An 18,137-nucleotide genomic window follows, 5' to 3' on the forward strand; every position below is an offset into this window, starting at 1 on the left:
TTGCAACTAGGCTGAGGCTATGGTTGGCTCTGAGGAGTTTTATTGAACAAACCTTAATTGCACTACTGCTGCGGCTAAGGTTTCGGGTTGCACTGGTTTAGGTATGTGCATTTGAAAACCTGCGGCGATGGCTTGTTGTTGGTCAAACTCTGCTGCAAATGCTGTTAAAGCAATGGCGGGAACTTGTCCACCTATTTCTTTTGGTAAGGCGCGAAGTTTCTGTAATAATTCATAGCCATCCATATAAGGCATACCTATATCAGTGACTAAAACATCTGGCTGGGATTCCACTATGATTTGTAATGCTTCCCATGCTGATGCTGCTTTGGTGACTTCTGCACCATAAATTGTGAGTACAAGGCCGATAAAATCTCGCGAATCAGGATCATCATCGACAACTAGGATTTTCATCCTACTTAAATTCAAACTTCCTGATGGTGACCCATTGTTTGTTAGTAGTGTTGATTGAGGGGATATCTGGTTGAAAGTTGTTATGGGTTTAGGTAATGGTAGTTTGACAGTGAAAGTTGCTCCCTGTGCTTCACCTAAACTTAGAGCCTGAACAGTACCCCCATGTAATTCTACTAAGTGCCGGACAATTGCTAGTCCTAAGCCTAGACCTCCAAATTTTCTGGTAATTGAACTATCTTCTTGACGAAAGTAATCAAATATGAACGGCATAAATTCCGGGCTGATACCTTTGCCTGTGTCAGTGACTTGGATTTGAGCCATGGAATCACATTTCTCTAGGCGTACTTCCACTCGTCCCCCAGGAGAAGTAAATTTAACGGCATTAGATAAAAGATTCCAGACAATTTGTTGTAAGCGAGCTGGGTCACCTGTAATTTGCCCTATATTCTCTTGCAACAGAGTGTCAATGGTAATTTCTTTGGCAGCAGCTGCCACACTCACAGTTTCTAATGCTGCGGAAATAATCTTGGCTAAATTGACCCTGGAAACATTTAAGGTCAGTTTGCCTTGCAGAATGCGTGATAAATCTAGCAAATCTTCAATTAGTTCTACTTGTAATTTAGCATTGCGTTCAATGGTTTCTATTGCTTGATTAGTTTTAGCTTTCTCCAGCCTGCCGGTTTTCAACAGCTGAATCCAACCAAGAATGGGGTTAAGTGGTGTCCGGAGTTCATGGGAAAGAACGGCGAGAAATTCATCTTTAATGCGATTGGCTTTTTCCGCTTCTGCACGGGCGATTTGTTGCTGTTGCAAGGCATTTAACAAAGCTGATTCTGCCCGCTTGTGATCATCAATATCCGTACAAGAACCAAACCATTTGATAATTTCTCCCTTGTGATTACGTAAAGGAAAAGCTCTTCCCAGATGCCAGCGATATTGTCCATCACTGGCACGACGGAAGCGGTATTCTACTTCATAATTTTTACCTGTACTAACGGATTGCTGCCAAATATCTACGCACATTTGCACATCGTCGGGATGGAGTACAGGTTGCCAGCCCCAACCTTGTGTTTGCTCCCAAGTCATGCCTGTATAGTCAAACCAACGCTGATTATAGTAGTCTAACCAACCATCAGGCCTGGCAGTCCAAATAATTTGTGGCATGGTGTCTGCTAAAGTGCGGAAATTTAAGTCACTTTGTTTGAAAGCTTCCCTGGCTTGGATATGATCCGTAATGTCAGTGTTAGTGCCGTACCATTTAACTATATTTCCCTTTTGGTCACGTAAAGGTAGTGCTTGTCCTAAAATCCAACGATATTCTCCAGTGTGAAAAAGTAAGCGTGCTTCTGCTTGATATTCGCTGCCCGTTTGCACAGACTGGTTCCACAGTTTTTTCACTCGTGGTAAGTCTTCTGGATGAACAATATCATACCACCCATCAGATTCCATTTGTGCCAGTGTCTTACCTGTAAAATCGCGCCACCTTTTGTTATAGTAGTCTAGTGTACCATTAGGTAGTGCCGTCCACACGTGTTGGGGAATAGTTTCGGTGATTAAGCGCAATTGATATTCACTGTGTTGCAATGCTTGTTCTGAGCGATGACGCTCGATGGCTACTCCTGCAAGGTGAGATGCATTTTCAATCAATTGTTGTTCTGATTGTTGGGGAGTGCGGGGTGTGGAGTAGTATAGTGCAAAGGTTCCTAAGACATTGTTTTGGCTATCTAAAATAGGGGCAGACCAACAAGCTTGGAGATTGCTATCCAAGGCTAGATCGCGGTATTTTACCCATTTCACATCTTGAGCGATATCTGAGACAATTACTGTTTGTTTGCTATGGGCAGCTGTGCCGCAACTGCCGATTTCTGGACCTACAGGTACACCGTCTGCTAATGCCTGAATATATTTCTCTGGTAGGCTAGGGCCAACAGCAAGATGTAATTTGGTTTGCGATTTATCTAGTAACATGATGGAGCAAAAAACTTGATTTAACCTAGCTTCTATGGAGTGAGCTAAAGTTAGCAATACTTCATGGAGAGATACACCTTTGGCAATAAGTTCTAAAATATGATTTTGTAAGGACAAAATAGCTGCGTTTTGCTTGTAATTAGTGACATTCTGCTGTATGTGCATACCGGCAAAAATTTTTCCTTCCTGGTTTCGCACAGGAACAGTGTGAGTTTTGTAGATTTGATTTTGATAAGTAATTTCTTGAACTGTGGTTTTGCCTGATAAAGCAGCACGATATAAAGGTTCTATGACTTGGCAAGTTTCCTGAGGAAAGATTTCCCGGAGGGTTTTGCCGACCATAGAATTGGCTTCTAGTCCTATTACGGCTAATTCTGTACCTTCACATACCAAGTAGCGGAAATTATGGTCAAATAAGTAAGCAGCACCATTGGGGATATGCTCCATGAGGGTGCGGTAAAGTACTTCTCGTTCAGCTAAGATGGCATTGGCTGGTAGTATTTGTGCTGTACATTCTACAACCTGTTGTTTGCTCTCTGGCTTATAAGCACTAATATCCCGTCCGATGAGATATATAAGTTGTGCTTCTTGAAGTTTAGTTAATGTCCAACTCAGCCATTTGTAAGACCCATCTTGACAACGGTAACGATTTTCCAAAAAAATACTGTGTATACCTGTTGTTAGTTTATTTATTTGTGCTTGAGTTGCAGCTTGATCATCTGGATGAATTAAATCGATCCAAGAGTAAGTAATTAGTTTTGCAAATGAATAACCGAGGGTTTGACTAAAAGCAGAGTTTATTTGATGAAATTGCCCATCTAAGTTCGTAATACATAATAAGTCAAGGGAAAAATTTAAAAAATCACTTGCTGATAATTCTTGATAATTTTGACTGCGGTTGTCAGTTATTAATAATTTTTTATTTATTTTAATAGAGCTATCACTGCTCAATTGTTGGAGCTTGATTTCAGTAATATCGATAAATGTAATTACAACAGCATAGGGATTAGTTTGATTACCTGAAAATAAAGGTTGGCAGTTTAACAATAACCAACTTAGCTTGCCAGTTGGTTGATAAAAGCCGATAACAATATTTTGACATGGCTGCTTGGTTTGTAGAGCAACTATAGGGGGATGAGTTGCTGGTGTGACAAGTGACCCGTCTTCATGAATCATTTGCCAAGGTGGTTCAAAAAAAGTTTTGCCAAGTATTTGTTGCTGAGGATAGCCTAGAATTTTCTCGGCTACAGAATTACATCCTTGTATGGTTGTATCGGCTAGTTGAAAAATTATTCCCTCTTCTTCTGTATCTCTAATTACTAACTTTCGTTTTTGACTTTCTGTTAATTTGATTTTTTGTGCCTGGGAATAATCCATAGGTGTATGTAATCTTAAAAACTCAGTAATAGCTTCTCGCAATGATAAGTCAGCAACCTTTGGCTCGTGGTAATTTTCTTGATTTTTCATTAGCCAAAACTCTAGTTTTTTAAGGTGATTTTTGCGAAATAAACTTTTTATAGCTATTTGTTATTGGATGAGATATGTTGATTTATTGATGGGTTCATATAAATGAATATATAAAATATTGGCATCAGTTATACTTATATTTTAGCCCACAGTCATGGCTAAATTTATGGAAGTTGACTTTATTTATGGAAACTCTATCTTTTAGCTTTTGCTGACATTTGGATAGTAATCTGAATGATTCTATTTTGCTAATTGACGAATGGATAAGAGAATAGAAACTATTGAAAGATATGAGAGAAAGTAAATTTTGTGAAGATGTTTTAAACTGACAGTTAACAGCGTTACAAATCTCAAAATCAGCACAAATACCAAGTGGGGATGGTCAGGTAAAATCTTTATTTTTAGGCAATTATCAAGAAAAATGCTTCTGAAAATGGAATAGTTGAATCTGTATTGTCAAAGTTGCGCGGGCAAAATGCCAGCATGACAAGAGGATTGATTACAGTAATTTCAGTAGATTTTGTAACTAGAGTAGCAATAACTGCTTCGCTAAGGCTATGGCCTCTTCCAAGGTGGAAATTGTTCCTTCAGCTTGAGCTACGGCAATTTCTCTTAATAATTCGCCCAATTTTGGCGAAGGTGGAATGTCCAATGCTACAATCAAGTCCTCACCACTTACGAGTTTGGTGGGATGAGCAACTAAATCATTGGGGTTCAGGTAGCGGCTAATTAATGGTGTGTAGGCGCGTAGCCACTGCTCCTCAGGTATGGCAGATAGCAAAATATTATCTACTAAAGCTAAAATTACTGTGGCTGCAAATACATTCCCTGCTGCTTGGAAAAAAAAATACTGTTCTCGCACAGACATATGGGCTGATTTTAGCTTCGGAAGGAGTTTAAGAGCAGTGGTAACGGCTTTAACTTCCGCATCGCTGTAGGTTAGTGCTTTGAGTTCTTTTTTAGCTTGTTGTGGTTGGGGGTGAACAAGACAAGCAAGTTTAGCAGTAGCTAACCAAGTAGTTTTGACTGTTTCGCGTATACACTGTTGTAGTTCTAGATGCAGTGGGAACCAATTTTGGGCAATTAAGGCGGCTACTGTGTCCACTTGTGCTAGTTTTTTCCAGCTTGTGGGGGTAGCATTTTTGAAGAAGGGGGCAAGTAAATTATTCTCTGCGGCTTTGATTAGCCAAAATGTCCCCTGAGAATTTGTTAATAAATAATTAATTTCTACCCGTACTCGTTCGGGGGCGACTTGTGTGATGTGTGATGCTAAGGTATTGATTGTTGCCTGGGTGGTTGGCTCAATGGTAAAACCAAGTTGGGCTGCTTGACGATATGCGCGCATTAATCGCAGAGGGTCGTCTTTGAGGTTTGCTGGTGATACCATCCTCAGTATACCCTGTTCTAAATCAATTTGGCCTTGTAAAGGGTCGATGATTTGTTGGGTATGGGGGTCATAAGCGATGGCATTAATTGTAAAATCTCTTCTGTGTAAGTCAGCTTCTAGACTCCCTCCTTCCTGCTGGGCGAAATCGGCTGTAGCTTGGGGAAATACGACACGGGCAATTTGCCTTTGGGGATCGAGTAGGACAAAGCCAACATGATAATGATGGGCGATGGACTGAGCTACCTGCACGGCATCAGATGGTATTATAAAATCTAGGTCTAAGTATTCGCGAGTTCTGCTGAGAAGGGCATCTCTTACTGCACCACCCACCATATAAGCAGGTTGTGGCAACCATTCTAAGCTAAAGGGCCAATTTTGGGGAAGTAGAGTAGGATATATCAAACCGTGGATTGTCATAAAAATCAACCCAACAACTAGTGAATAAAAGTTGGGCTTAAGTTAGATTAACAATAAAGAAAGGTTCTTGGAGTCAGTTCTATTATGTGTATTTGTGTGAACTGCCACTATGTAGATCGTTGTGAGACTTACCACGCTGTAGAAGCACAGCATCAACAGCCCCACTTAACTGGAAATCCTACTTTTAACCCGAATGAACCTTCCATTAATGTGAACATCCGCACAAAAGAGGATGTGATTGAAATGGAATGGGATGTGGTCGGTTGTGTGAGCTTTAAGGAGGAAATGGGTAAATGGTCAAAATTGCGTCCTGGTGAACTATTACCTACGTGATTAAAGATAATTACTCGATATTATAAACGGCTACTACTTTTTTCTGTAGTAGTCGTGGGTTTGATATTCAACATAAACTAGGGATTATATGGTTGAATAAATAAATAACCTTGAAATAATAAATTTTTTAATTAACCTTGACTCAGGAACTTGAACAGTTTGCAGCCAAAAAATACGCTTTATCTCTACACACTACAACTCGCGAACTGGGGTTGGCTATTGGTAATTTTGCTGGTGAAACTCGCTCTCATATTTGGGATTTGGGGTATGATTTATCTAGTTATGTACATCAATACTTAATAGAATTTATTAAACCCCAAACTTGGAGGGATATAGCTTTTGTTGCAGTGGCTAGAGGTCCTGGTGGTTTTACGGGTACTCGCATTGGTGTTGTTATTGCCCGGACTTTGGGGCAACAGTTAAATATACCGGTGTTTGCTATTTCGACTTTAGCAGCAGTGGCTTGGGCTGAAAAAGGGAAAAATCAAGAAACATCGGTGGTTGTGGCTGTAGAAATGCCGGGACAACGGGGAAGGGTTTTTGGTGCTATTTATCAATTGTTTGTTGATGAGGAAAGCATGAGGGTGTTGTTACCAGATGCTGTATTTACACCAGAAGCTTGGCAGGAAACTTTAGCTAATTGGCATGGTGAATATAGTTTAATTAAAGCTACATCTGGTTTGGCTGGGACTGTTGGCAGTATTTTGGCATTGGCTTATTTGGATTGGCAAGAAGGTAAACGTCCTGATTGGTTCGAGGCTCTACCATATTATGGGCAGCATCCTGTGGAAGTGTAAACTGCTGTTATTTTTTTTAGTTGTGCTTTCCTGGAGGGTGAAAAAAGCGAGGGACAGGCACAAACACCCATCCTCGCTGGTATAAACTAAGTGGTAAGAGAAGCGATCGCTTGTTCAAGAGCCGACAATGCTAAATTGATTTCCGCTTCGGTAACAATCAAAGGTGGTACAAATCTGACAACCTTGGGTCCTGCTGGTACTAGTAATAGGCCCTTGTCCATGGCAGCTTTGACAATATCGGCTGCGGTCAGCTCTATATCGGCTTGTAACTCTAAGCCATTGATTAAACCCCAACCCCGGACTTCAGTAATGTAACTGGGATATTTAGCGGCGATGAGGTTTAATCCATTTCGCAACTGTCTACCTCGTTCTTCGACATTCTGCAAAATATTTTCTTTTGCTAAAGTCTGACAAACAGCTAGGGCTACACCACAAACAAAGGGATTCCCGCCGAAAGTGCTGGCGTGTTCTCCTGGTTGAAAGACATCGCAGAATTTCTTGCTCATCATTGCTCCAATGGGGATACCGCCACCCAAACCTTTGGCGCTGGTAAAGATATCTGGTTCTACACCAAGATGTTCATAGCCCCATAACTTACCACTGCGTCCCATACCAACTTGCACTTCGTCGAATATCAACAAAATGCCTGTTTCGTCGCAAATTTGGCGCAGCTTGCGGAAGTAAGCCATGTCACCGGGACGGACACCACCTTCTCCTTGCAAAGGTTCAATGAGAATTGCGGCTACGCGATAATCACCCTCGTCTAATTCACTAATTGCTGCTTCTATGGCGTTAATATCGTTATAGGGTACATATTCAAAACCCGGTACTAAAGGGTCAAAGTATTTTTGATACTTGGGTTGTCCTGTAGCAGTAACTGTTGCCAAGGTTCGGCCGTGGAAACTAGCATTGGCTGTTAAGATAATGGGCTTGTCAATGTCTAAAACTGTGTGGGCATATTTCCGAGCCAGTTTAATTGCTGCTTCGTTAGCTTCTGCTCCAGAGTTACAGAAAAATACACGATCAGCACAGGAATGTTCAACTATCCATTGGGCTAGTTGACCTTGTTCTGGAATATAGTACAAATTAGAAACATGATGGAGTTTCTGAATTTGGCGTGTCACCGCTTCTACCATAACTGGGTGGGCGTGTCCTAGGGTGCAGGTGGCAATTCCGGCTACAAAGTCCAGATATTCACGTCCCTGGGTGTCCCAAACCCGACAGCCAGCACCCCGGTCTAGGGCTAGGGAAAAACGGCTATAGGTTGACATCACGGCTTGATTGAAGCTCTCAGCTGCAAAAGGGCTGGATGACATAGAACTTGATTTTGGGGGGATGGTAGCTTGCTCAATTAAAGTTTCTATGCTCACGACCGCGCCTCCTGATAAGTCTTTAACTTTAATACTCACTTACTAGTTTCCTAGAAATTATTAAAAATAACATTTTATTTATTAAATCTGATACTTTTTTTTTAACCCAAGGGTTCATGTCCTGGAAAAAATCCTAGTAGTGATAAAACTTTGTATTCCGCACTTGAGAAAAAATATCGACGACTCCAACAAGAACTAACCATAGGGGTTATTTCCCTAGGTGGTGTTTTCCTGGTGGGCACTTTGTGGTACAAGTTCATGGAGGGTTGGTCATGGGAAGAAGCGGCTTACATGACAGTTATCACTTTAACTACTGTGGGCTATGGGGAGACTAATCCGTTGAGTAGCCGAGGACGATTGTTTACAATTGCTTTGATTATGTTAGGTGTAATCAATATCGGTTACATTGTCAACCGATTTACAGAAGCGGTGATTCAAGGCTACTTTCAAGAAGGAATTAGACTAAGGCAACAGAAAAGGTTAATGGAATCACTTACACAACATTACATTATCTGTGGATTTAGTCGCACGGGTCGTCAAATTGCCAAGGAATTTGAGGCGGAAGGGGTACCTTTTGTGGTGGTTGATTCAGACCCAGACTCGGTGGAACAGGCACAAGCAAAAAACTACATAGCATACCAAGGTGATGTGACTCTGGATGATACATTATTAAAAGTTGCTGTTCAACGAGCAATTTGTATAGTGGCTGCATTACCTTCTGATGCGGAAAATTTATATACTGTGTTAACAGCAAAAACACTGAATCCAGCAATTCGCGCCATCGCACGGGCAAGTACAGAAGAATCTGTAAAAAAATTACAACGTGGCGGTGCTGATATTGTGGTTTCACCTTACATTACTGGTGGTAAGCGCATGGCAGCTGCGGCCCTGAGACCCCAAGTACTGGATTTTGTGGATGGTTTTATTTCGGGTCAAGACCGCCAGTTTTATATGGAAGAATTTTTAGTAGACCCGTTGGTGTGTCCTCTTGTGGGTAATAGTTTAAAACAAGCTAAGTTGCGATCGCAATCTGGAGCATTAGTCATCGCTATTCGCCGCGCTGATGGCCACCTGATTGGTGGCCCCACTGGTGATGCTGTTTTATTACCAGGAGATACGCTAATTTGTATGGGTACTTCTGAACAGTTGCGTAATTTGAACCAAATTCTCATGCCCATTAATTCTCAAAAACGGCAACGACCCAGAAATATGGGAAGATCCCAGGAATCTGGATTATAGGAAGTGTTCATTATTGACTGTTGACTGTTGATTCCATCCGTGTAAAGGTGCGATATCTTTGGTGACAGTTTCGATAATGATTGGCGGTGCTACTGAGATTAAAATACTGGGATAAACTGCTGCACCCCAAAGAGGATGAATCAAGACACAACATTTGTTTTTGATCCTTGGATAGTTGAGTAAGTCTTTGACAACTGCTGTGTCATTGTGGGGGATTGCACCGGGACGAGAAAGTAAGGGATAGCCAGTTCGAGGATCAATTAGGTCTGTTAAATAACCGCCATCGCGCAATTTAAAGGCCAGGTCACAGCCAAACCGCATAAATTTTTCTCGCAGGCGTTCTTTCTCTGTTTCTGTTTCTGTGGTACTTTTTAGTAGTTGATAACGTGATTGCTGTAAGACAATTACAACCCATAAACAAGGTTGGTGTTTCCAATCTGGTAATATCTGTTCGCAGTTGGCACAGATATACTGACTGGGTGAATGAATGGAAATTTGAACCGCTTGTCCTGTTTTGCCAACTAATTTAATGGGACAGCCTTGCTCCGAAGTGTAAACTTGTGGATAGTTCACTATGTTAATTCGGTGTTTGCAAGTTTTACATTTGATTATTGCTATGATGATAACTCTTAAGACTTCCTAAAACTCATCAAATTTTGATAATAAGTGAGGTGATGGGAAAGTTTTTAGCAATAAATGCCGATTTTTTCAGGGCATTTTGATGGTTTATTCGCCTATACTGGAAAAAATGACTACTTTTAATACCGAAATTTTATGGGTATTTGAGAATAAATTGCAGTAGTTTTTTGGTTTATTAGATTCATACATGATTAATCAAGTTTCAGCGCATTCACGGGTACTTCATCCCAAGAATTAACTATTCGCAATTTTGCTACCCAGCCGGCAGATTTTTGGCTATCAGTCAAGTTTTTTTGAAAGGATTCATGACAATCTTTGGCTTGTGATTCATCGCAACAAGCAATACAAGCATAAATCATGCCACAAGGATCGATTTGTTCGTTTACCCAAATTGTCATAGGAGATTTCCTTGGTGATTTTAGAATAATTTCAGCAGTGGGGATTCAATTTGGTAAGGTCTTAACCCAGGGAACATCAAGAATGGTGGCGCTGGGGGACAACACACCCTACAAAAAGGATTTGGAGAGACGGAATCAATTGTCTATACTTAGTACATTTTGGTCTCAACATCGATATTATTAGTTTTCAATTGACCATCTTCCATGTAAATAATTCGGTCAGCAATATCAAGAATGCGGTTGTCATGGGTAACCAGCAAGATTGTACAAGCTTGTTCTTGGGCTAATTTCTGCATTAATTCCACAACATCACGCCCAGATTTTTTGTCAAGTGCAGCAGTGGGTTCATCTGCTAAAACAATTTTTGGGTGGCTGACTAAAGCACGAGCGATGGCTACTCTTTGTTTTTGTCCTACGGAGAGATTCTCTGGATAGTAGTTAACATGATCTCCTAAACCCACATTTTCTAGCATGGCCATGGCTTTGGCGTTAACATCCTGGTTTAAAAATTCGTTATGCAACTCTAGGGACATTCTCACATTGTCTTTAGCTGTTAGAAAAGTCATTAAGTTATGTGATTGGAAAATATAGCCAATGTGACGACGAAGTTTAGTTAACTTTGCTTTGCTGGCTCCACAAATTTGCTGTCCTAGGATTTTTAGACTACCTTCTTGGGCAGAACGCAGTCCACCCATGAGGGTTAACAGAGTTGTTTTTCCCGATCCGGATGGTCCCGTCATAATCACAATTTCACCGGCTTTGATTTGTAAATTAATATCAAATAAAACTTGTTTACGCAGGTTACCTTCACCAAAGTAGTGATTCAGGTTTTGCACAGCAATTATTGGTTCTTCTCCAGGAATATTTGAGGGGTTATTCAGCGTTACAGAGTTTTGCAACATGAGATGTTTTGATGGTAATATTTTGGCTGGGTGCAAGTTAAAAAATATCTGCGGGGTCTGCTGTGCGTAACTTCTGCATAGCGATGGCTCCTGAGATACTGCACATTGTTAATGTGAGAATAAATACACTTATCGCCCGTTCTAATTTCATGGCTATGGGTAGCATTGTGGCAGCTAGGGTAAGCTGATATATGCCAATGGCAAGGAAAAAAGCAGGTATATAACCTAACACAGCTAAAAATAAACATTCTTGTAGTAAGACTCCTAACAAATAGCCATCGCCATAACCCATTGCTTTGAGAGTGGCGTATTCTGGTAGGTGTTCGGAAACGTTGGAGTAGAGAATTTGGTAAACAATGACGATACCGACAATAAAGCCGACTACTGCTCCTAAACCGAAAATAAAACCAATACCAGTGACGGTTGCCCAGTATTCTTTTTCTACTTGAGCAAAATCCTCTGGTGTCAATACTCTAACATCATTGGGTAAACCTGCGATGAGCTGCGATCGCACTTTTTCTGGGTTTGCGTCGGGTTTGAGTGTAATTAATCCTAGTTCTATGTGATGGCTTTGACGTTCTGGAAAGAGTTGTAAAAAGGTAGAATCACTAGTAATCACGTTACCGTCAGCAGCAAAAGAAGCACCATTAATAAATACGCCTCTTACGCTGATAGCTTTATTGTTTAATTCTGTGTGAAAGTTGCCTGTTTTTTGCAATATCTGACTCACAGCCCCATATTCTGGACGACTGGCTTGATCAAACAGCACTTGATATAATTGTTTAAGATGATGCTGATTTTGTTGTACTGCGGGAATTTTGAATGCAGGTTTCACTGGATCAATCCCCCAAACTAAGATAGAGCGATCAATACGTGTTTCGGGATTTCGCCATTGTCCAGTGGCAATGTAGACAGAGTTAACTGATTGTATACCTTCATAACTTAATGTTTGATACAGTCTTTCTCTGGAAAAGCTTTTGACGGAAAATAGAGTTTGAAATTGGGGATTAATCAAGATTAAATCTGCCTGTAAGTTGCGGTGAGGTTGGATGGCTCCATCAAACAATGCACCTTCAAAACCTAGTTGAATGAACATGAGCATATCAGCAAAAGAAATTCCTGCTACTGCAATTAACAGACGAGTTTTTTCTTTGATTAACTGTCGCCATGCTAGGGGAGTTTTACGAAATAGTTTAAAAAGCATAATTAAAGGAATTTTGTCTGGGGATAGAGCTACTTTTTATAGTTCAATTACTGTTTCTACTTGTAAGTTAGTTAGGCTTGCTACTTGTTTACTGTGTTCCGGATGCAAACGAATTTTCACATCTATGACGCGGCGGTCTAGGTTTTCTCCTGGTTGGTTGCTAAAAACATTTTGTCGGTTTACCTGTAAACCAATTTGAGAAACTGTTCCTCGCAATTGACCGGTAAATCCTTGGCTGGTAATGACTGCTGGCTGTCCTAGTTTGATTTTACTAATATCGCTTTGATATACTTCTGCAATTACAATCATTTGGGCGGTTTGTCCTAAATCTGCAATACCAGAATTACTAATTTTTTCTCCCACTCGGGTGTGAATTTTGAGAATTTGACCTGGTATTGGTGCTTTAACATAAGTCGCTTCTAAGTTAGTTTGGGTTTGTTTGAGTGCAGCGATGGCATTGTCAACTTCACTTTTTGCTGCTTCTATATCTACTGGGCGAATTTCGGCAATACTGTTAAGTGTGGCTTGAGCTTCACGGATTTGCTTGTTACTTGTGGAGTTAATTCGGGTGAGTGCAACTTTGGCTTGGGCTAGTTCTTTGCTGGCGGTAGCATTAATGCGGTTGAGAACTGCTTGGGCTTCTTTGAGTTGCTGTTTCGCGGTTTCTAAACTCAAGCGTTTACTATCAAATAAAGAACTAGAAATTGCACCTTGAAAAGATAGTTGTTGATAACGTTCGTATTCGGCTTGAGCATTATTTAATTCTGCTGTGAGTTTTTGAATTGTGGCTTGTTGTGCTGTTCTGTCTCCTAACCATTGTGCTTCTGTGCGATCTATGGCTTGTTGTTGAGCTATTTGATCAGCTTGTAATTGGGCTTGTAGGCGTTCAATGGTTGCTTGTTGGGCTTCAATTGCTCCTGCTTTAGCTCCGGCTTGAACTTGAGCAAGTTTAGCTTGAGCAACTTTTACTTGTTTTTCTGCTTGGAGTACAGAAGTTTTCAGACGAGTTCGTGAGTCTAAAATTGCCACCACTTGACCAGGTTTGACTTGATCACCTTCTTTGACTAATATTTCTGCAAGGCGATCGCCGTCTAATTCTAATGGTGCAGAGAGCTTAATTACTTCTGTTTCTGGTTCTAGTCTGCCTAAGGCGCTGACTTTTGCTGGAATTGGCTCAGTTTTTACAAGTTCAGATGAGGTTTTTTCACTAAGTAAACCAGACTGAGAAATACCATAAAAAACAATTGCACTTGTGATAGCCGTAGCGGCTAATCCGAAAAAAATTAATTTTTGATTGCTAGTTTTTGACAATAACATATTTTCAGCTACTCCTCACTTATGTATTTTGATTTTGTAAATACTGGGTCAATATTTTACCTATTAAGGCACATTGTTCATTAAAATCAATTGTTTTATCACAGTATAATTTGCCTAAAATTAAACCATTAATAAAGCTCAAGACAAAGGAAGTTAAAACTGGATCTTCAACACCTAAAAAATCAAAAACTGCTTGCTGATAACTTTGATTAACAATTTCAAAAACAGGATTATTGTAGATTCTTTCCTTGTCTTGATGCTGATAAAAATCAACTAATATGTAAGTTTGATTAATAAAGTAATCTTCGTTTTTAACTAAAAATTTGCCTATAGCAGTCATTTTTTCTGAGAGTGTTTGCGCTCCTTTGATTTCCGCTAATGCTGAACTTATATCATGCTGACTGATCTCTTCTACTAATTGTTCAAACAAAGATTGTTTGTTCGGAAAATAGTGATATAGAGTACCAGTGGAAACATTTAAACTCTCAGAAATTTGTCTCATGGTGAGGGAAGCGTAACCTTTTTGAGCAAATAAATTAAAGCATTTGCCGAGTAGTTCTTTACGGTATTGGTCATGGTCAACTATTTTGGGCATTTTCTATTTTGGGCGTTTTCTATATCGAACATTCGATATTTATTAAGTTATCATAAGATTTGCTGAAATAACAGATAAGAGTGTCAACCCTAGATTTTTTGTGGAAGATGTCTAAGGATTAATAAAGATTAATACTGAGACGTATTGCTAAAAGTGCGGTAGTATAACCATGTAGTAGCTTCCTTGAGGGGAAAAACCAGATATGTGAGGGGATTTATGGTCACAATAATATTGCGGTAGTCGCGTCGTGCTAAAAATAAAATACCACGAGCTACTTGCTGTGCCGACATGATTCCATAAGGGTTGAGTTGACTTTTAAAGGGTCCTAGTATTAATTTGCGAATTACACAATTTCCTTCTAAGCGCTTGAGGGTGACAATGTTTCCTAATGTGCGTTTACTCAATTCATAAAGGGGACTTAAAGCCGGGGACACCTCAGCCTCAGAAGTATTAACCCAAATTTCTTTAGTGGCCTTGGCTTGTGGTCCGGTGACGGTAGTTAAAAAGATATCCATTAACCGCAATACGGAGAAAGTATTCACCTCATAAGAAGCGGCGATGGCTTGGGCTGTGCGGCTACTGTATACATTGACACCATGATTGATAATCAAAATATCAATTTTTGCTAAACTATCTCTGAGTTCAGCTTCATTACCTAATTCCCAGGAAAGGATTTTTAAGTTTGTCTGCGGTGCTAATTTTTCTGGGTTAGTTGTTAGTGCCACTACTTTAGCATTATGCCTGAGGAGTTCAGCCGCCAGTGCTTGACCGAGAGCGCCGGATGCTCCTGTCAGAGCGACGGTTTTACCTTTGAGGGATAAACTGGTACCCAGTATTTTATCCACTAGAGGAAAGACACCACTGTAGTAGGCATTAACATCATCAAAATGATGTCGCCAGTGGTAAGTTCTATTTACCCACCACACGGAGGGAATAATTTGTAAAGGTCCGGGTAAATGATTGTAGTCTGTATCAATTTTACCGGATAGATATCGCAGGGCAGCGCCATACAAAAAGGTACAGCCGTAGACTACGCCCAACCATAACCCCATGTGGTGAAAAACTAGGGCAATAATGGTTAAAACAGTAACTAGTAAAATTGACTCAACAATATCGTGATAAAGCTGGGAATCTTGGTAAGCTTGCAGGGAAACTATGGATAAATCCCGACGATATACTTGATGATGTTTGTTGTGCCATTTAGAGAGCCATTTGATTTCGTGACACAAAACATGGTAAGTGTCTCTGAAAACCTCAGCGAGTAATAGGGAAAACACCCCCCAACCAGCAAAGGAAACACAAGCATTCAGTAACTTAAACATAATTAACATAATATATTCTTATCTATTTCTTTTTATATTCGTTGCCATCATGTACTTACACAGTGGATTTTAATCGCTATTGTATGAATTTTATTAAACATAAAAAATGTGAATGTGTAAATACGGATTTTTCGGTTATGATGTTAATTGCTACTCGAAAATGTTGTTTAATCAATGTCGTTAACCTTACTAAGGAGAAGCAATCAGTTTAGATGTGGAATTAATGATTTTTGTTGCTACTTCTAATGGACTGTGTGCTCAACATCCTTAGTTTTTTTTAGACCTCCAACCCAACCCTAGATTGGTGCAACAAAGGAAGGTGGCAGAATTCCATGAACATATTGCTAATAGTAGGAAGTACTCTCATCGGAAAATAGCATATCAACTTTATGATACTGCTCAAATTATCTTTTTAGAGGATTTGAGTTTAGTTGTTTTGTCCAAAGGAACACTCGGAAAGCATTGTCAAGATCCTTAATGAGGGTAAAGTCCTTGGATTCCCAACAAGTTAAGAATCCCCCATATTCTAGGGGTGGGGAATGTCAAAATGCCCAACATGTCCAGAAGTTGATTGTTTTTTTGATTCCGAAAGAGCCACAAGCGTTATCAAAGCCTAAATCTAGAGGGCGAAAATTGCTTTAGTTTTTGTTGTCACAATCAAACACTCGAATTATTAAGTTATTAAGTAAGATGTCTCAAATCAACAACCTCTTTGTACAAAGAAACGGTATTGGCAGTCAGTACCCCCTTTCCTCCTACGACCCGGCTCAAGATGTTACCCCTAATGGGTTTGCGATTACACAAAATCAAACCCAATTAGAACTCAAAGGTAACACTTGGAAAAAAGTCGACTTCGGAAACAATTATACCATTACCGCAAATACGATCCTAGAATTTGACTTCCAAAGCACCATCGAGGGAGAAGTTCACGGCATTGGGCTTGATAACGATAATTCAGTGAGCCTGAATTGGCTATTCCGCCTCAGTGGAACCCAGGCTCTTGGATTAGGAAACTTTGATAACTACGTCACAGGTTCCGGGTGGAAGACTTACAAGATTCCAGTGGGAAATTTCTTCACAGGCAACTTTCGGTATCTCATCTTTAGCAACGACCATGATGTGACATCACCTACTGGTAATGGTCAATTCCGTAATTTGAGAATTTATGAAAATAATGGCGTAACAGCAGTAAACATTCTCCCTATTAACCCAGTGCAAGGAGAAGGCAACACAGGCACAAGCCCCTTCACCTTCACCGTCACCCGTAGCGGTAACACCACAGGTACAAGTACCGTCAACTGGTCGGTGACAGGTATGGGTGACAACCCTGCTACTGGTGCTGACTTTGGGGGAACACTACCATCAGGTACAGTTACCTTTACAGCAGGGCAAACCACTAAGCAAATTACAGTCTCCGTGAGTGGTGACATTAGTTATGAAGCTGATGAAGCATTCCGTGTGACCTTATCTAATCCTGTGGGCGCCATCATCAACACAAACACCGCAGAGGGAACTATTCTCAATGATGATGCACCACCTCCTACCCTAGACATTGCCCCTCTTAACGCAGTGCAAGGAGAAGGCGACACAGGCACAACCCCCTTCACCTTCACCGTCACCCGTAGCGGCGACACCACAGGTACAAGTACCGTCAACTGGGCTGTGACCCTTTCCGGCGGGGCTGATGCTGCTGACTTTGGGGGAACACTACCATCAGGTACAGTTACCTTTACACCAGGGGAAACCACCAAGGAAATTATAGTTGATGTGAGTGGTGACATTAGTCATGAAGCTGATGAAGGATTCAGCGTGACCTTATCTGATGCTGTGGATGCCATCATCAACACAGACACCGCAGAGGGAATTATTCTCAATGATGATGTGCCAGCTACCCTAGATATTGCCCCTCTTAACGCAGTGCAAGGAGAAGGCGACACAGGCACAACCCCCTTCACCTTCACCGTCACCCGTAGCGGCGACACCACGGGTACAAGTAGCGTCAACTGGGCGGTGACCCTTTCCGGTGGGGCTGATGCTGCTGACTTTAGCCTCACTCCGTCCATTAACAACAGCCAAAGGGAGACAACCACGCCATCATCGCCTTATGCACCAAATCGACTGATAGTTAAATTCAACCCAGAAGTTACCAGCACCCAAGCCAATGAAATTAAAAATAGCCTGGGAGTAGTCAAGACACAAAACATCAGACTCACCGGGGCAGAAATTTGGGAACTATCAGGGACAACCTCCGTAGAAACAGCCCTAGCCACCTACGGTAGGAGTCGGGTATTTGAATACATCGAGCCTGATTATATTGTCACCACCGCCGCCACCATTCCCAACGACCCCAGCTTTAACTTACTGTGGGGAC

At 40.9% G+C, this 18,137-nt stretch carries 14 protein-coding genes; 4 read left to right on the plus strand and 10 right to left on the minus strand.

Going from position 1 to position 18,137, the window contains the following annotated elements:
* Window positions 1-39 precede the first annotated feature (39 nt).
* Both NWP25_RS15225 and NWP25_RS15230 read right to left on the minus strand, forming a co-directional pair.
* Window positions 40-3,846 carry a PAS domain S-box protein gene (locus tag NWP25_RS15225; protein ID WP_280649551.1) on the minus strand — a complete coding sequence of 1,269 codons (3,807 nt, stop codon included), beginning with the start codon at window positions 3,844-3,846 and terminating at the stop codon, window positions 40-42.
* Between the two features lie 526 nt (window positions 3,847-4,372).
* Window positions 4,373-5,650 carry a CCA tRNA nucleotidyltransferase gene (locus NWP25_RS15230; protein WP_280649552.1) on the minus strand — a complete coding sequence of 426 codons (1,278 nt, stop codon included), beginning with the start codon at window positions 5,648-5,650 and terminating at the stop codon, window positions 4,373-4,375.
* A gap of 84 nt (window positions 5,651-5,734) precedes the next feature.
* On the opposite strand from NWP25_RS15230, the gene NWP25_RS15235 reads away from it, so the two are divergent.
* Window positions 5,735-5,983 (plus strand): Ycf34 family protein, encoded by a 249-nt coding sequence (locus NWP25_RS15235; protein ID WP_280649553.1) that lies wholly within the window; start codon window positions 5,735-5,737, stop codon window positions 5,981-5,983.
* Between the two features lie 137 nt (window positions 5,984-6,120).
* Window positions 6,121-6,780: a tRNA (adenosine(37)-N6)-threonylcarbamoyltransferase complex dimerization subunit type 1 TsaB gene (gene tsaB, locus NWP25_RS15240; RefSeq protein ID WP_280649554.1), complete on the plus strand. Its 660-nt coding sequence runs from the start codon at window positions 6,121-6,123 to the stop codon at window positions 6,778-6,780.
* 86 nt (window positions 6,781-6,866) lie between these two features.
* Here the strand turns inward: tsaB and NWP25_RS15245 are convergent, their stop codons facing one another.
* Window positions 6,867-8,150 (minus strand): aspartate aminotransferase family protein, encoded by a 1,284-nt coding sequence (locus tag NWP25_RS15245; protein WP_280649555.1) that lies wholly within the window; start codon window positions 8,148-8,150, stop codon window positions 6,867-6,869.
* A gap of 150 nt (window positions 8,151-8,300) precedes the next feature.
* Between NWP25_RS15245 and NWP25_RS15250 the strand changes: the two genes are divergently transcribed.
* Window positions 8,301-9,389, plus strand: coding sequence for a potassium channel family protein (locus tag NWP25_RS15250; RefSeq protein ID WP_280649556.1), 1,089 nt, complete (start codon window positions 8,301-8,303; stop codon window positions 9,387-9,389).
* Here the strand turns inward: NWP25_RS15250 and NWP25_RS15255 are convergent.
* The 7 genes from NWP25_RS15255 to NWP25_RS15285 form a co-directional block, all read right to left on the minus strand.
* Window positions 9,384-9,965 (minus strand): methylmalonic aciduria and homocystinuria type D protein, encoded by a 582-nt coding sequence (locus NWP25_RS15255; RefSeq protein ID WP_280649567.1) that lies wholly within the window; start codon window positions 9,963-9,965, stop codon window positions 9,384-9,386. The genes NWP25_RS15250 and NWP25_RS15255 overlap by 6 nt on opposite strands.
* 254 nt (window positions 9,966-10,219) lie before the next feature.
* Window positions 10,220-10,426 carry a glycogen debranching protein gene (locus tag NWP25_RS15260; RefSeq protein WP_280649557.1) on the minus strand — a complete coding sequence of 69 codons (207 nt, stop codon included), beginning with the start codon at window positions 10,424-10,426 and terminating at the stop codon, window positions 10,220-10,222.
* 149 nt (window positions 10,427-10,575) lie between these two features.
* Window positions 10,576-11,328 (minus strand): DevA family ABC transporter ATP-binding protein, encoded by a 753-nt coding sequence (locus NWP25_RS15265; RefSeq protein ID WP_280649558.1) that lies wholly within the window; start codon window positions 11,326-11,328, stop codon window positions 10,576-10,578.
* 37 nt (window positions 11,329-11,365) lie between these two features.
* Window positions 11,366-12,532, minus strand: a complete 1,167-nt coding sequence (devC, locus tag NWP25_RS15270; protein ID WP_280649559.1) for an ABC transporter permease DevC — start codon at window positions 12,530-12,532, stop codon at window positions 11,366-11,368.
* Between the two features lie 36 nt (window positions 12,533-12,568).
* On the minus strand, window positions 12,569-13,849 hold the full coding sequence (locus NWP25_RS15275; protein ID WP_280699711.1) for an ABC exporter membrane fusion protein: 1,281 nt from the start codon (window positions 13,847-13,849) through the stop codon (window positions 12,569-12,571).
* A gap of 19 nt (window positions 13,850-13,868) precedes the next feature.
* Window positions 13,869-14,444, minus strand: a complete 576-nt coding sequence (locus NWP25_RS15280; RefSeq protein ID WP_280699712.1) for a TetR/AcrR family transcriptional regulator — start codon at window positions 14,442-14,444, stop codon at window positions 13,869-13,871.
* A gap of 128 nt (window positions 14,445-14,572) precedes the next feature.
* The gene (locus NWP25_RS15285) at window positions 14,573-15,766 is read right to left on the minus strand and encodes a bifunctional sterol desaturase/short chain dehydrogenase (protein WP_390904315.1); all 1,194 of its coding nucleotides are present in this window, start codon (window positions 15,764-15,766) and stop codon (window positions 14,573-14,575) included.
* 690 nt (window positions 15,767-16,456) lie between these two features.
* Here NWP25_RS15285 and NWP25_RS15290 point away from each other — a divergent pair.
* Window positions 16,457-18,137, plus strand: a 1,681-nt coding sequence (locus NWP25_RS15290) for a Calx-beta domain-containing protein (protein ID WP_280699714.1), incomplete at its 3' end; no start/stop codon positions are given.

This window comes from Umezakia ovalisporum Ak1311, assembly GCF_029891685.1.
Classification (GTDB): Bacteria; Cyanobacteriota; Cyanobacteriia; order Cyanobacteriales; family Nostocaceae; genus Umezakia; species Umezakia ovalisporum.